13 protein-coding genes are annotated in these 15299 nt (G+C 72.4%); 6 read left to right on the plus strand and 7 right to left on the minus strand.

Going from position 1 to position 15299, the window contains the following annotated elements:
- Nucleotides 1-459 precede the first annotated feature (459 nt).
- Nucleotides 460-1656 carry a MarP family serine protease gene (locus AB0F62_RS19360; RefSeq protein ID WP_361800015.1) on the plus strand — a complete coding sequence of 399 codons (1197 nt, stop codon included), beginning with the start codon at nt 460-462 and terminating at the stop codon, nt 1654-1656.
- Nucleotides 1657-1848: 192 nt separating this feature from the next.
- Complete coding sequence (locus AB0F62_RS19365; RefSeq protein ID WP_361800018.1) at nt 1849-2754, plus strand: DMT family transporter; 906 nt, start codon at nt 1849-1851, stop codon at nt 2752-2754.
- A gap of 112 nt (nt 2755-2866) precedes the next feature.
- Here the strand turns inward: AB0F62_RS19365 and AB0F62_RS19370 are convergent, their stop codons facing one another.
- From AB0F62_RS19370 to AB0F62_RS19390, 5 genes are all read right to left on the minus strand, one after another.
- Entirely contained in the window at nt 2867-3946 is a 1080-nt protein-coding gene (locus tag AB0F62_RS19370; protein WP_361800021.1) for a glycerophosphodiester phosphodiesterase family protein, read from the minus strand.
- A 143-nt stretch (nt 3947-4089) separates the two neighbouring features.
- Nucleotides 4090-4740 (minus strand): HAD family acid phosphatase, encoded by a 651-nt coding sequence (locus AB0F62_RS19375; RefSeq protein WP_361800024.1) that lies wholly within the window; start codon nt 4738-4740, stop codon nt 4090-4092.
- A 60-nt stretch (nt 4741-4800) separates the two neighbouring features.
- On the minus strand, nt 4801-4995 hold the full coding sequence (locus AB0F62_RS19380) for a DUF397 domain-containing protein (RefSeq protein ID WP_361800027.1): 195 nt from the start codon (nt 4993-4995) through the stop codon (nt 4801-4803).
- On the minus strand, nt 4992-5804 hold the full coding sequence (locus tag AB0F62_RS19385; protein WP_361800030.1) for a helix-turn-helix transcriptional regulator: 813 nt from the start codon (nt 5802-5804) through the stop codon (nt 4992-4994). Before AB0F62_RS19385 ends, AB0F62_RS19380 begins: the two co-directional genes overlap by 4 nt.
- A gap of 151 nt (nt 5805-5955) precedes the next feature.
- Nucleotides 5956-6645, minus strand: coding sequence for a MerR family transcriptional regulator (locus tag AB0F62_RS19390; RefSeq protein WP_361800218.1), 690 nt, complete (start codon nt 6643-6645; stop codon nt 5956-5958).
- A gap of 167 nt (nt 6646-6812) precedes the next feature.
- On the opposite strand from AB0F62_RS19390, the gene AB0F62_RS19395 reads away from it, so the two are divergent.
- From AB0F62_RS19395 to AB0F62_RS19410, 4 genes are all read left to right on the plus strand, one after another.
- Nucleotides 6813-8324, plus strand: a complete 1512-nt coding sequence (locus AB0F62_RS19395) for an NAD(P)/FAD-dependent oxidoreductase (protein ID WP_361800033.1) — start codon at nt 6813-6815, stop codon at nt 8322-8324.
- Nucleotides 8321-9253 (plus strand): alpha/beta hydrolase, encoded by a 933-nt coding sequence (locus tag AB0F62_RS19400; RefSeq protein WP_361800036.1) that lies wholly within the window; start codon nt 8321-8323, stop codon nt 9251-9253. Before AB0F62_RS19395 ends, AB0F62_RS19400 begins: the two co-directional genes overlap by 4 nt.
- The gene (locus AB0F62_RS19405; protein WP_361800039.1) at nt 9250-10143 is read left to right on the plus strand and encodes an SDR family oxidoreductase; all 894 of its coding nucleotides are present in this window, start codon (nt 9250-9252) and stop codon (nt 10141-10143) included. The genes AB0F62_RS19400 and AB0F62_RS19405 overlap by 4 nt, the downstream gene beginning before the upstream one ends.
- A 98-nt stretch (nt 10144-10241) precedes the next feature.
- The gene (locus tag AB0F62_RS19410) at nt 10242-10502 is read left to right on the plus strand and encodes a hypothetical protein (protein WP_361800042.1); all 261 of its coding nucleotides are present in this window, start codon (nt 10242-10244) and stop codon (nt 10500-10502) included.
- A 101-nt stretch (nt 10503-10603) separates the two neighbouring features.
- On the opposite strand, the gene AB0F62_RS19415 is transcribed toward AB0F62_RS19410, so the two are convergent.
- Both AB0F62_RS19415 and AB0F62_RS19420 read right to left on the minus strand, forming a co-directional pair.
- Nucleotides 10604-13978 carry a S41 family peptidase gene (locus tag AB0F62_RS19415; protein WP_361800045.1) on the minus strand — a complete coding sequence of 1125 codons (3375 nt, stop codon included), beginning with the start codon at nt 13976-13978 and terminating at the stop codon, nt 10604-10606.
- A gap of 50 nt (nt 13979-14028) precedes the next feature.
- Complete coding sequence (locus AB0F62_RS19420; protein ID WP_361800048.1) at nt 14029-15228, minus strand: serine hydrolase domain-containing protein; 1200 nt, start codon at nt 15226-15228, stop codon at nt 14029-14031.
- Nucleotides 15229-15299: the final 71 nt, after the last annotated feature.

Here is a 15299-nt window from a genome sequence, read left to right on the forward strand (position 1 = left end):
CTTGCGTTTCGATAAGGCGGCCTCTAGTCTCGCCGTGTACGAAACGGTGTCGTATCGAGCTGGGTCTCCGGCGGCGCGGCCTCTCCCCGCCCTCCTCGTGAACGACGAACGACTTTCTGCTGTACGGCGAGGAATTCCCGCCCCGGACGGGAATGCCGGAGCCGCTCCGGTCGTCCACATCTAGGAGAACCGAGACTGCGGGGCCACCCCTGAGCGGTGGGAAGGTCCCGCACGCGCCGACCCGTGGGGACGGGGTGCGGTGCGATGAACGGCCCGGTGCCGGCATCCGTGGTGGTACACGGAAGCCGCGCCGGGCCTTTCCCATGCGATTCCACGGAGATGCGGGGAGTCGGGGGCGGATGTGACGGACTCCGCGTGCGGTGCGCCGCAAAAGGGAACCTATGGTCAGTTAATGTGCGTTTTTACTGGTCCACAGGGTTTCGTCGAAAGGCCCCTCGGTTGAACCTGCTCGACCTCCTGCTGCTGGTCCTGACCGTCGCCTACGCCGTCTCCGGCTTCCGGCGCGGTCTGGTCGCGGGCTGCATCTCGCTCGCGGGCTTCCTGGGCGGCGCGGTGGTCGGCGTCTGGCTGCTGCCGTACGTGCTGCAGTACGTCGAACCGGGTACGCCGCGGGCGACGCTGGTCGCACTGCTCACCGTCCTGGTGCCTGCGGCGGGCGGCCACGCCATCGCCTCCGGGGTCGCCTGGAAGGCGCGGACCGGCCTGGACTGGGGGCCGCTGCGCTGGCTCGACGGGGTCGGCGGCGCGGTGGCGAACGCGGTGGCCGTACTGCTGGTCTCCTGGGTGGCGGCGAGCGTGCTCGTGACCTCCTCGTCGAGCGTCCTGGCCCAGTCGATCCGCGGATCCGCCGTGCTTGGCGCGGTCCAGGACACCATGCCCCGGCAGGCGCCCACCTGGTTCAGCAGCGCGACCAGCGCGCTGGCCGAGGCCGGCTTCCCGCAGGTCTTCAACCCCTTCGAGTCCGAGCCCGTCAACGGCGTACCCGCGCCCTCCGGGGACAACGTCACCTCGGCCGCCTCCGTCGCGGCCGCGCGCAGCACCGTCAAGATCGAGGGCGTCGCCCTCGTGGACGGCCGGCGGCAGGGCCAGGAGGGCACCGGCTTCGTCTACTCCGACGAGCACGTGATGACCAACGCCCACGTGGTGGCCGGGGTCGACGCCCCCGCGGTGCAGGTCGGCGGCGTCGGGCGGGCCTACCGGGCCACGGTGGTGCTCTTCGATCCAGGCAAGGACATCGCCGTCCTGGCCGTCCCCGGGCTGCGCGCGCCCGCGCTGAGCTTCACCGACGACGCGGTGCGCGGCGACGGCGCGGTCGTGGCGGGCTACCCGCAGGACGGCGGCCTCGACCTGCGGGCGGCGACGGTGGCCGGGCGCATCCGCGCCACCGGCCAGGACATCTACGGCGACGGCACCGTCACCCGGGACATCTACCAGGTGCGGTCCGTGGTGCGCCCGGGCAACTCCGGCGGCCCGCTGCTGGACACCTCGGGGCGCGTCTACGGGGTCGTCTTCGCCCGCTCCACCACCGACTCCACGACCGGTTACGTGCTGACCGCCGACGAGGTGCGCTCCGACGCCCTCAGGGCGGCGCACGCCACGGAGGCGGTGGACACCGGCGACCGTGCCGCGCTGTGATCACGGCAGCGCGCGGGCCCCGGCAGTCGTTCGACGTTAGACTTTCCATTCACGCGTAAAACCGGATAAACCGATGCGGGGCGATGCGACGGCCCGGCAAGCGTCGTCCGGCACACGCTGCCGGGCACGGACACGCACACGGACACGCACACGGACGACCGCGGCCACGAGCCGGGGAGTGGTGCCGCCGACATGATCTCCATCCTCTTCGCCATCCTCGCGGCCTGCAGCAACGCCCTCGGGACGGTCCTGCAGCGGCGCGCGGTGCTCACCGTCCCCGCGTCGAAGTCGCTGCGCCTCGGCCTCATGAAGGACCTGCTGCGCACCCCCGTCTGGCTCGCCGGCATCCTCGGCGTCATCCTCGCCGCGATCTTCCAGGCCCTGGCACTGGGCTCCGGTTCGCTGGCCGCGGTCCAGCCCGTGTTCATCCTGGAGCTGCCGCTGGCCCTGGTGATCGGCGGCATGGTCTTCCACGTCGAGCTCTCCCGCACGGCGTGGATCAGCGTGGCGTGCATCGCCGGGGGGCTGGCGCTCTTCCTCTTCTCCATGGCGCCCAGCGGGGGGCGGGCACAGGTGCCGGGGATCTGGTGGGTGCCGACGCTGCTGATCGTCGGCGGGCTCGGTGCCGTGCTGGTGGTCGCCGGGCTCCGGCGGCCCACCGGCCTGACCCGTGCCGCGTGCCTGGGCGGGGCGGCGGCGGTCGGCAACGCCCTCACGGCCGCGCTGATCAAGTCGTCGATGGACGTCCTGGAGCACCAGGGTGCCGCCGCCTGGCTGCTGTCCTGGCAGACCTACGGGTTCGCGGCCGCCGGCGGGTTCTCGCTGTTCCTGCTCGGGACCGCGATGCAGGGGGGACCGCTGATCGCCTCCCAGCCCGCCCTGACGCTCGGTGACGCCATCGTCGGCTTCTGCCTCGGGGTGACGCTCTACGGGGAGCAGCCGCGGACGGGATTCTGGCTGCTGCCGGCGCTGGCGGGTTTCGCGGTGCTCACCTACGGCGTCTTCGCGATGTCCCGCACCCAGTGCCTCTACAAGTGCGTCCATCCCGAGGAGCACCTGCTCAGCCCCGCGCAGGCGCCCGCCGCCTCGGCCGGCTGAGCCCGCCGGCGCCCGCCGGCGCGCACCGCGCGCCGGGACGTACGCCCCCGCGGCACCGTGCCGCGGGGGCGTACGAGGTCCCGGGGGGCGTGGACCCCCGGGGTGCCGGTCGTCAGTGACGCGGGGCGGGGTACGCCTTGGGCAGGCGCATGCCGCGCTCGGCCATGATCTCCCTGACGTGGTTCGGGTAGTCGGTGATGATGCCGTCGATGCCCATGTCCATCAGGGCCTCGATGGTCGGGTTGTCGTCACAGGTCCACGGGATGACCTTCAGGCCGCGCTCGTGGGCGTCGTCCACCATCTTCTCGGTGACGTAGAACCTGAAGTTCGGGTCGGCGACGGTGCCGTTCTGCGGCATGCCGTAGACCGGGGAGAGCGCCTTGACGCCGGGTATCGAGGCGGCGGCCTTGACGAAGTCGCCGTCGTAGTCGTCGGCGTCGATGCCGCCGAGCCACGGGGAGGCGCCGGGCTTGCCGACCTGGAGGAAGTCGTAGTTGGTGAGCGCCACCAGCGGGTACTTCGGCGCGAGCTTGTGCATCTCGTTCAGGGCGCCCCAGTCGAAGGACTGGATGGTGACCTGCTTCTCGATGCCCGAGCGGTGGATCTCCTCGAAGACCCGGCGCACGAACAGCTCACGGGGAGCGGTCTGCTCGGGGGCGCCGGCCTCCACCTTGGTCTCGATGTTGAGCTTGACCTTCTTGGCCTTGTAGCTCTTGACCAGGTTCAGGACGTCCTTGAGCTCCACCATGCGGTGGCCCTTGATCTGCTCCTGCTCGGGGAAGCCGGGCAGCTGCTGGTAGCCGCAGTCCATCGTCTTGATCTGGGCCAGCGTCAGGTCCTTGATGTACTTGCCGACGTAGGGGTACATCGGGTCACCGGGCGTCACGGGACCGGTGTCCTTGCACTTCTGGGCGCTGATCTGGCGGTCGTGGTTGACGACGACCTTCTGGTCCTTGGTGACGTGGGTGTCCAGCTCCAGGGTGGTCACGCCGAGACGCAGCGCCTTGCCGAAGCCCTCCAGGGACTCCTCGGTGGTCATGCCGATGCCACCGCGGTGGGCCTGCAGGTCGAAGGAGGCCTTGGGGGAGTGGCCGTGGCCGTGACCGTGGTGGGCCGTGGCCGCCTGGGCGGCGGTGGGAACCACGAGCGCGGGCACGACGGCCAGGGCTGCGATTGCGTGCCGGAGGGACATTCAAACCTCGTCTGGATCGGACGAACAGGACTTCGTGACGCTAAGCCGCAGGTCGAGCGGGTATGAAGCCTCTGCGTGAGGACATGGTGAACGCCCGGGGAACGATCATTCCCCGGGCGTCGTGCCGCTTGACGGGGGACGGCTCAGTCCAGCCGGCCGTCGTAGTCCGGCAGCTTGAAGGTGCGCTCGGCGTGGCCGCCCACCAGGTCCGTGGTGTTGTTGCCGATGTTCGCGACGATCGTGTAGCCGCGCCTCTCGATGGCGGCGCGCTGTGCCGTCTTGTACGCGCTGACCTCGTCGAAGAGGTCCGGGATCGAGCGGCCGTACAGTCCCGCGACGGGGTATCCCTCGTGTTCGAGGTTGTAGAGGGTGGCCGGGTGGATGAAGTCCGGCCGGGCGGTGACGAAGAAGACGTCCACGCCGCGGGAGTCCGCGTACCGCGCGAGGTCACGCGTCGGCGCCACGGCCGGCGGGAACCACCAGTCGAAGTACGTCTCCAGCGAGGTGTTGTCGATGTCCAGCACGATCGCGAGCTTCTCGCCCGGCTTGGGGGCGGACGTGCGGTCCCGGACATGGGCGTGCGCCTGGTCGATCACCAGGCGCACATCCCGCAGCCAGGTCTCGTGATCGACGGGAGCGGCGGTGGCGGAGGCCGTGGTGGCCGCCGCCACCGTGGTGCCGGTGCCTTCGGCGGCGTGCGCGTCGGCGGGGAGCGCGATGCCGGACACCCCGGCGGCGATGATCGCCGCCACGACGGCGCCGCGTCTCCAGTTGAGGGTTTTGAGGGTTGTCATGCACCGTACGTTCGCTGGTGCGGGTGAGCGGAAACTGGCGTTCTGATTACCGGTTGGTAACTATCGCTGGGGGTAGGACAATTGGCCGGCGAAGGCCACGAACGCGGTCCATGCGTCCGGCTCGAAGGCCAGCACGGGGCCGGACCTGTCCTTGGAGTCCCGTACGTGGACGGAGGCCGGGCCTACCGCCACCTCTACGCATTCGCCACCGTCGCTGCCGCTGTGACTGGACTTGAACCACACGAGAGCGCTCACAGTTCACCCGCAATCTGCTCGATCAACTTGGCGGAGTCCTCCGGCGTGAGGGCCTGCGCCCGGATCATGCCATGGCGCTGGTGGAGCAGACTGACCCTTTTCCGGTCATCGGTGAGCAGGCCCCCGACCTGACCCTCAGCGTAGGCGAGCAACTGGCGTTCGGGGTTCTCCAGGAAGGTGAAGGGGCCGTCGAGTCCGGCGTGCGTTCCGTACCGGGCCGGCATCACCTGGACCTGGACATTGCGACGCCGGCCTACCTCGACGAGGTGCGACAACTGCTCCCTCATCACGGCCCGTCCGCCCGTCGGGCGGCGCAGGAGCCACTCCTCCAGGACGAAGGAGAGCATGCACACCGGTCGGCGGGTGAACAGCGCCTGGCGGGCCAGCCGGGACTCGGTCCAGCGCTCGACCTCGTCCTCCTCCAGGGCCGGGCAGCGGGCCGCGAAGACCGCGCGCATATAGGCCTCGGTCTGCAGCAGGCCGTGGATGACGTGTGTGTTGTAAGTTCCCAGGCTGACCGCGCGGGCCTCCTCGTCCGCGTACTCCCCGTATCCCACGGGCAGCTTCTCCCGGGACAGATGCGGCGCGACGGCCGTCAGCACGCCGGGTGAGCAGAGCAGTTGCTCGGCCCTCTCGATGAACGCCTTGCTCGCGATGCGCTCCCCGCACTCGATCTTGACGGTCTGCGACTTCGAGTACCCCGTGTGCGCCGCCACCGCGTCCAGGGTGAGTCCCCGCCCCTCGCGCAGCGCCTTGAGCAGGTCCCCGAAGATCCTCATGCTCACCGAGCGCTTGTCCTCGGCCGTCACGCGGCCACCCCCGATCGGCTCCGCCGGCATCGTCCCGAGTCGCCACGCTAGGCACGTGACGGCCGGCGGCACGCCGGGAACCGCGGGAATTCACCTGAGGCGGCGAACCGGTGCTCCCCCTTGCCGGGCGCCGGGAACCCCGGGGGCCGGGCTACCCCTTGAGCTCCTCCCGGAGCCTGCGGTCCACCGCCAGGGCGAGTTCGGCCTCGACCACGGCCTGCACCAGGGGGCGCAGCCGGGCGATCGCCTCGGCGAGCCGGGTGGTGTCGCCGGACTGCAGATCGGCCTCCGCGTCCGGGAGGACGTAGGTGCGGGCCAGCTCCACGAAGAGTTCGGCGAGCAGGTCCATGCGGCCCCGCATGTCACGGCCCGCGGCGAGCACTTCGGCGAGCGGGATGCCCTCCCTGACCAGCGCGGCGGACGCCTCCAGCAGTCGGCGGCTGACGTGCACGACGTCGTCGCCGTCGACGGCGATGTATCCGATGTCCAGGGCGGTGGCCAGGTTCTCCGCGGTGGCCTGGTCTCCGTAGTGGTCGGCGAGTCCTTCGGGGGTGAGCCGGAGCGGCTCCTCCTCCGACCAGCGGGTGGGCAGGCCCGGGTCCAGGCCGAGCAGTTCGCCGACATCGTGGCGGCCGCTCTCCCAGGCGTCCATCAGCTCGGCGATGCCGCCGAGGGTGTGGCCCCGGTCCAGCAGGGCCGTGATGGTCCGCAGCCGGGCCAGGTGGTGGTCGTTGTACCAGGCGATCCGGCCCTCGCGGCGCGGCGCGGGGAGCAGCTTGCGCTCCCGGTAGAAGCGGACGGTGCGGACCGGGACGCCGGCGGCCTCCGCCAGCTCGTCCATCCGGTATTCGCGCTCTTGCGTTGCCACGCCGATCAGCCTATGCGGTGCCCGCGTCACATCGCGCGGTCCGGCCTCTACCGCTGGTAACGCTCTCTGGTCTACGCTCCCCATCGCGCCAGTGTTCACTGGCGCGATTCGGTGAGGCGGCGGCATCGAGAGGCGGCGGTATGGCCGGACACAGCGAACACGTGCGGGTTGCGGTGATCGGATCGGGGTTCGGCGGACTCGGCGCCGCCGTGCGGCTGCGGCGTGAGGGGATCACGGACTTCGTCGTCCTGGAGCGCCGGGACTCCGTGGGCGGGACGTGGCGGGACAACAGCTATCCGGGCTGCGCCTGCGACGTGCCCTCGCACCTGTACTCGTTCTCCTTCGCGCCCAACCCCGAGTGGCCGCGCACCTTCTCGGGCCAGCCGCACATCCGGGCCTACCTGGAGCGGGTCGCCGACACCTTCGGCCTCCGCCCGCACCTGCGCCTCGACACCGAGGTGACCGAGGCCCGCTGGGACGCCGGCGCCCGGCACTGGCGCATCACCACCTCGCGCGGGGAACTCACCGCCGACGTCGTGGTGTCGGCCACCGGGCCGCTCTCCGACCCCAAGCTGCCGGACGTCCCGGGCCTGGACTCCTTCGCCGGGCGGGTCTTCCACTCCTCGCAGTGGGACCACGACTTCGACCTCAAGGGCAAGCGCGTCGCCATGGTCGGCACCGGCGCGTCCGCGATCCAGATCGTGCCCGCGATCCAGCCGCAAGTGGAGAGCCTGACGGTGGTGCAGCGGACGCCCCCGTGGGTCATGCCGCGCATGGACCGCGGGATCAGCAGGGCCGAGCGGTGGCTGCACGGAAAGGTGCCGGCGACCGCCAGGGCGCGGCGCGGGCTCCTCTGGCTGATCCGCGAGTTCCAGGTCGGCGCGTTCACCAAGCGCCCGGCGATGATGCGCGGAGCGCAGGGGATCGCCGCCTCGCACATGCGCAAGGCCGTCAAGGATCCTGCGCTGCGCGCGAAGCTGACCCCCGACTACCGGATCGGCTGCAAGCGCATCCTGCTGTCCAACGACTACTACCCGGCGCTCGCCACGCTCAACACCGAGGTGGTCGCCTCGGCGCTGAAGGAGGTGCGCGGCTCCACGATCGTCATGGCCGACGGCACCGAGCGCGAGGTCGACGCGATCGTCTTCGGCACCGGCTTCCACGTCACCGACATGCCCATCGGCGAGCGGGTGTTCGGTGCCGACGGCCGCTCGCTGGCCGAGCACTGGAAGGACGGCATGGCCGCGCTGCGCGGCTGCGCCGTCGACGGCTTCCCCAACCTGCTCTTCGTCATCGGGCCGAACACCGGCCTCGGGAACAGCTCGATGATCCTGATGATCGAGTCCTCGCTGAACTACGTCGCCGAGTATCTGCGCGCCCTGGACACCACCGGCGCCGCCGCGCTCGAGGCCCGGCCGGAGGCCGTGCGGTCCTGGAACGAGGAACTGCAGCGCCGCATGGTCCGCACGGTGTGGAACACCGGTGGCTGCGTCAGCTGGTACCTGGACGACCAGGGCCGCAACACCACGGTCTGGCCCGGTACGACCGCGGAATTCCGGCGCGCCACGCGCCGGGTGGAACTCGAGGAGTACGAGATCGTGCCCGCCGGTGCCGCCGAGGAGCGGCCGGCGCGCGTGGAGGTGGCTTCGTGACCGCGACCGTCTTCGACCTTCCGGCCGCCCGCCGTACGCACTCCGTACGGTCGGCCGACGGCACCCGGATCCACGTGGAGGAGTACGGCCCCGAGGCCGGCACCGCGCCCACGGTGGTGCTGATCCACGGCTGGACCTGCCGGACCCTGTTCTGGGCCCCGCTCATCCACCAACTCGCCGGGGAGTACCGGGTCGTGGCGTACGACCAGCGCGGCCACGGCGCCAGCGAGACCCCGCGCCGCGGCGGCTACGGCACCGACGCGCTCGCCGACGACCTCGGCGCGGTTCTGGACGGCGTCGTCGAGGGCGACGAGAAGGTGGTGCTGGTCGGGCACTCCATGGGCGGCATGACCGCCATGGCGGCCGGCGACCGGGCCGCCGTCCAGTCCCGCACGGCCGCGGTGCTGCTGGCCAGCACCGGCAGCGGGCGGCTGCTCGCCGAGACGCTGCTGCTGCCGCCGCGGGTGCGCAGCAAGCGGGTCCGCGACGCCTTCCACCGCTTCCTGCTGGTCAGTTCGGCGCCTTTGGGCCCGCAGTCCGCGGTGACCCGGGCCGCCCTCAAGTACGGGATCCTGGGCGCGGCGTCGAGCCGGGAGCTGGTGGCCGCGACCGCGCGCATCGTGCACGCCTGCGGGCGCCGGCAACGCGCCGCGTGGGGCCGGGTGCTGGCCGGGCTCAACCTGGACGCGGGGGTCTCCGCGCTGCGCGCGCCCACCGCCGTGCTGGTGGGCGGCGAGGACAAGCTGACCCCGCCGGTGCACGCCCACGGCCTGGCCGCGCGGCTGTCGAACTTCGCCGGGCTCACCGAGCTCCCGGGCCTCGGCCACATGACGCCCCTGGAGGACCCGGCCGCGGTCGCGGGCGTCGTACGCACCCTGGTCAAGGACCATCTGCGGCCCCCGGCCCAGGTCAAGGAGGAGAGCGCATGAGCAGGTCGCTGAACGGCCAGGTCGTGGTGGTCACCGGCGCGGCCCGCGGGGTGGGCGCGCTGCTCGCCCGCAAACTCGCGGCACGGGGAGCCCGTTTGGCGATCGTCGGGCTGGAGCCGGACGAACTCAAGCGCGTCGCCGCGGAGATCGGCCCCGACACCGGGCACTGGACGGCCGACGTCACCGACCGGGAGGCCATGGCCCGGGTGGCCGGGGAGGTCGTGGAGCGCTACGGACGTGTCGACGTGGTGGTCGCCAACGCCGGTGTGGCGACCGGCGGTCCGTTCCTGGACGTGGACCCGGCCGACTTCGAACGAGTCATCCAGGTCAATCTGCTGGGCAGTGTGGTCACCGCCCGCGCCTTCCTGCCGGCCCTGATCGCCTCACGCGGCTACCTGCTGCAGATCGCCTCGCTCGCCGCGATCACCCCGGCGCCGCTCATGACCGCGTACTGCGCGAGCAAGGCGGGGGTCGAGTCCTTCGCGCACTGCCTGCGCGCCGAAGTCGGCTTCAAGGGCGTCAAGGTCGGCGTGGGGTATCTGAGCTGGACCGACACCGACATGGTGCGCGGCGCCGACGAGGACGACGTGATGCGCGAGGCCCGCTCCAGGCTGCCCTGGCCGGCCAACCGCACCTATCCGCTGGAACCGGCCGTCGAGCGCATCACGGACGGGATCGCGCGTCGCTCGCCGCATGTCTACGCCCAGCGGTGGCTGCGTGGAACGCAGTCGGTGCGCGGCTGGTTGCCGGGCCTGATCGGCGGCGTCCTGGGGCAGCGCGAAATGCGGCGTCTGGAGCCGAGGATCGCCGCCGCGGGCGGCATCCGGCACGGACTCGTCGGGCGCGGCGGCGCGGCCGACGAACGCGCGCGGTCGGAAAGGCCCGTCTGACCAGCGTCGTTCACGCACCGCGTTCGTACGAAATGCGCACCGTGTCCGGTCGTGTCAGCCTGGTCGAGGCCCATTCCACACATCACGAAGGAGTGATCATGGGCAAGAACGACCCCACGCGAAACAAGGCCGGGCAGCAGCAGCACCGCCCGCAGGCTCAGCCCCAGGGGCAGGAGCGCATCGGCCAGACCCGTGAGCGCGCTCAGGGCATGGCCGACGATCCGATGCGCCAGCAGGGCAAGCCGCAGCACCGCGAGCCCGGCCGTGGCCAGTCGCCGAAGCAGTCCCCGCAGTCGATGCCCAAGGGCGACCGCCAGCGTTCGCCGGAGGAGATCGACGAGCGGCAGGACCGGTCCTGACCCGCGTGGTCCAGGCGTGAACGAGGAGGGGCGCGCCCGTACGGGCGCGCCCCTTCCGTCGTCCTCGACGCGGCCTTCCGCCCCTGACGGGGAGGGGACGTTCAGGGACGCGGGGGGAGCGGCGGCCGCCGCCGGTCCGGGCGGTCGGACAGATCGGGCGGTGTGGAGGCCGGGTGCTTCTCGAGCAGGTCCAGCGCGGTCTGCACCGCGACCTCCAGGTCGGTGCGCCGGCCCTCAGCCCAGTCCAGCGGTGTGCGGATGATCGGGATGTCCGGCTCCACGCCGTAGTTCTCCACCGACCAGCCGTAGGCCTCGAACCAGGCTGCGTTCATCGGCACCGTGATGACCGTTCCGTCGCCCAGCCGGTGCCGGCCGGTCATGCCGACCACGCCGCCCCAGGTGCGGTGGCCCACCACGGGGCCGATGGTCAGCAGCCGGAACGCGGCGGTGATCATGTCGCCGTCGGAGGCCGTCGCCTCGTCCGCCAGCGCCACGATCGGCCCGCGCGGGGCGTTGCCCGCGTAACTCACCGGCTGTGCGTGCCGGGTGTGGTCCCAGCCGAGGATCCTGCGGGTCAGGCTCTCCACCACCAGGTCACTGATGTTGCCGCCCGCGTTGCCGCGCACGTCGACGATGAGCGCCGGGTGGGCGATCTCGATGCGCAGGTCGCGGTTGAACTGCGCCCAGCCCGAACCCCCCAGGTCGGGGATGTGCAGATAGCCGCACCTGCCCTCGCTCAACGCCCTGACCACGGCGCGCCGTTTGGCCACCCAGTCCTGGTAGCGCAGCGGCCGCTCGTCCACCAGCGGTACCACCGCCACGCGCCGCGGATGCCCGCCGTCGGGCGGGGTGAAGGTCAGTTCCACCGTGGTGCCGCCCGCGGCGGAGAGCAGCGGGCCGGGTCCGGCGACCGGGTCGACGGCGCGGCCGTCGACGTGGGTGAGTTCGGCGCCTTCCAGGATGCCGGTGCCGGCCAGCGGCGAACGCGCCTTGGAGTCGGAGGACTCGCCGGGCAGGATGCGCGCGATCACCCACCGGCCGTCCTTGGTGTGGACGAAATTGGCGCCGAGCAGCCCGATCGGGCGCTGGTAGTGCGGCGGCCCCTCGCTGCGGCGGGCGGGCGCGACATAGGCGTGCGAGGTGCCCAGCTCGCCGAGGACCTCGCGCTGCAGGTCGGCGAACTCGTCGGGCGTGGCGACCCGTTCGACCAACGGGCGGTACTGGTCGAGGATCGCCGGCCAGTCGATGCCGCACATGTCCGGTGCCCAGAAGTAGTCGCGGATGATCCGCCCGGCCTCGTCGAACGCCTGCCGCCACTCGGCGGGCGGGTTCGCCTCGTGCAGGATCCGGCGCATGTCGATGTAGACGGTGGAGTCGAGGTCGCCCGGCTCGTACGCCGGGACCACCGTCAGGTCGCCCTCGTCGAAGACCACCAGCTGCGTGCCGTCGCCGCTGACCCGGTACCAGTCCATGTGCCGCACCAGTTCGACGCGCTTGGACTTGGCCAGTCCGAAGTACTCCAGCGTCGGGCGGGCGGAGGGGTCGGTCGGGTTGACGAAGGTCTCGCCGAGCGCGCCCGAGATGGGCCAGCGCAGCCAGGTCAGCCCGCCCCGCACCGCCTCCAGCGAGCTGTACTTCGAGGCGGGGACCGGGAAGGGCGTCACCCGCATCGGCAGTCCGGCCGCCTCCACCGCCAGCGGCCCCTCCGTGAAGCCGGTCGGGTCGAGCCCGCCGCCCGGCGGCCGGCCCTCCACGGGCAGCGCGAAGGGCGAGGGCGTCGCCGAGTGCAGCGGGACGAGGTGCGGACGGCAGCCCAGCGGGAAGGACAGGTCGCCGGTGTGCACGTCGTACACCGGGTCGAAGCCGCGCCAGGACAGGAAGGCCAGATAGCGGCCGTCGCGGGTGAAGACCGGCTGCTCGTCCTCGAAGCGGCCGTTGGTGACGTCGATGACGGTGTGCTTGCCGGTCTCGGGGTCCGGCGAGAGCCGGGCGATCCGGATCTTGCGCAGCGAACGGCCGATGACCGGGTGGGACCAGGCGATCCAGTCCGAGTCGGGGGAGAAGGCCAGGTCGCGTACGGGACCGTTGTCGGAGCGGACGAGTTCCCCGACGAGGCCCGACTCCGCGTCGACCATCAACAGGCGCCCGTCGTGCGAGGCGATGGCGAGGACCTGACCGTCGGGGGAGGGCACCAGTTCGTGGACACGGCCGAGCAGTCCGCACGCCAGCCGCGTGCCGCCGCTGCGGCACGGCGGCCGCGGAACGGTCTGGCCCTCCGCCGGTGGTGCGCCCGCCTCGTCCGCCCCGTCCGCCGCCCCGTCCTCCGCGGCCCGCAGCGCCTGCGCGACGGCGTCGTCCGCGTCGGCGATCTCGGCGGCGGCCAGCGCCGCGGGCCGGCCCGGCAGCGCGGCGATCTCGATCGCGTCCTCGCCGTCGGCGTCGGTGACGAAGGCGATCCGCCCGGTGTCGCCGAGCATGACCGGCAGGCGCACCCGCGATCCCGGTACGTCGGAGATGGTGCGCGCGGGTCCGTCGCGGTGGGTCAGCCAGTACAGGCTGCCGCGCACGCAGACCGCGCTGGCGCGGCCGGTGCGGTCCACGGCCAGCCCGTCCAGATACGCGGAGGCCGGGACCTGGTACGGACGCCGGCCGGCCCGCGGACCGCCGAGGTCGACCTCGACACGGTGCGGCACCGACTCCGGGGCCAGCTCGTCGACCATCCAGACCTCGCCCGCGCACTGGTAGACCACGCGCCGGCCGTCGGTGGCGGCGCTGCGGGCGTAGAAGTCGGCGTGGTCGGTGTGACGGCGCAGATCCGTGCCGTCCGGCAGGCAGGAGTACAGATTGCCGATGCCCTCGTGATCGGAGAGGAACGCGATCCGCTCCCCGACGAACATCGGCGACTCCAGATGCCCGTCGATCTCCGGCACCAGACGCCGGCACTGCAGCCACAGCCGCCCGGTGGCCCCGCCCCGGTACCGTTTCCACGAGGCCGGTTCGTGCGGCGCGGTCCCCGACAGCAGCAGGCTCTGGTGCTCGCCCTCGACACTGTCGCGCACCGCGATGTCCGACACCGGGCCCCAGGGCAGCCGGCTGCCGGGGCCGCCGTCGAGGGACACGGCATAGGCCCAGGTGTAGTGCGAGAAGGGCTCCCCGTGCGACGAGACCGCCAGGATCCGGCCGTCCGGCGTCCAGGAGCGCACACGCGTGTCCGTGCTGCCCCAGTACGTCAGCCGGCGCGCCGGCCCGCCCTCGACCGGCGCGAGGTACACCTCGGGGTCGAGGGAGCGCCAGCTGTTGAAGGCGATCATCGACCCGTCCGGCGAGAAGCGGGGATGCCCGACCCGCGTGCGGTCGGCCGTCACCCGCCAGGCGCGCCCCTCGCCCAGGGGCGCGACCCAGATGTCGTCCTCGGCGACGAAGCACAGATGCTCGCCGTGGAGGTGCGGAAACCGGAGGTACGCGCCGTCGCTCACTCATCCATCGTTCGCGGCTCCCGGAGCCCGGGCAACTTTTCCGGCCCGCGTCAGCGCAGGCACTCCCGTACCGCCCGGACCAGCGCCTGGGCGCGCGGGTCGGCGGTGACGTTCTTCTGCATGCCGTTGGTGACATAGCCGAAGGCGACGCCCTCACCGGGATCGGCGAAGCCCAGGGAACCGCCCCTGCCGGGGTGGCCGAAGGAACCGGGGGAGAGGAAGGGCGCGGACGGGCCGTGCAGCATGAAGCCGAGACCGAAGCGGGTGTTGACGACCAGAACGCGGTCCGGGCCCTCGGACTCCGGAGTGCGCGCCGAGGTGAGCGTCGCCGGGGCGAAGAGCCGCGCACCGGGGCCCTCCACCTCCCCGATCAGCGCGGCGTAGAAGCGGGCCAGGGAGCGGGCGGTGGCGATGCCGGCGGAGGCCGGGAGCTGGGCCGCGTGGTACCCCGGGTCGTTCTCGTCCGGCAGCGGGTCGATCGCGCCGAACGCCCGCCGGGTCAGCGACGCGGGGTCCTCCCACGCCTCGGCCACATTGCGCTTGGGCCGCGCCCGGAGCCCCGCGGCGGCCGGCGGCGCCGGGGTCTCGACGGCGGCGATCCGCCCGACCCGGCCCTCCTCGCCCGGCGGCAGGCCGACCCACAGGTCCAGGCCGAGCGGGCGGGCGATCTCCTCGGCGATGTACCGGCCTATGGAGCGGCCGCCGCTCGCCCGCAGCACCAGCTCGCCGATCAGCCAGCTGTACGTCTGCGCGTGGTAGCCGTGATCCGTTCCCGGCGCCCAGAAGGGGGCCTGCAGCGCCAGCGCCCGCGGTCCGCTGGTGCCGTCCTGCGCCTGCCCCGGGCCGAGCGGAGTGTCCAGCGCGGGCACGCCGGCCCGGTGCGCCAGGGCGTCGCGCGCCGTGACGCGCTCCTTGCCCGCGGCCTTGAACTCGGGCCAGTACGTGCCCACGGGCGCGTCCAGGTCGAGCTGGCCACGCTGGTGCAGCAGGAGCAGACACGCCGCTGCCACCCCCTTCGTGGCCGAACGCACCACCTGCGCGGTGTCCTCCGCCCAGGGCGCGCCCCCGTCCCCGTCCGCCGCCGCCGTGCCCCCCCACAGGTCCACGACCTTGCGGCCGTCCCGGTACAGCGCCACGGCGCCGCCGCGCTCGCCCCGCTCCTCGAAGTTCCTTACGAATGCCTCTCGGACCGGCTCGAAGCCCTCCGCCACCGCCCCGTGGACGTCCACCACAGCTCGTGCTCCCACCATGCGCCGCCGTATCTGCTCCTCCCATGGTGCCCCCCGCGAGCGGGACACCGGGACCGGGGTCGGCGCGGAGC

It is taken from the genome of Streptomyces sp. NPDC026673, from assembly GCF_040638135.1.
In the GTDB taxonomy this organism is placed as follows: Bacteria; Actinomycetota; Actinomycetes; order Streptomycetales; family Streptomycetaceae; genus Actinacidiphila.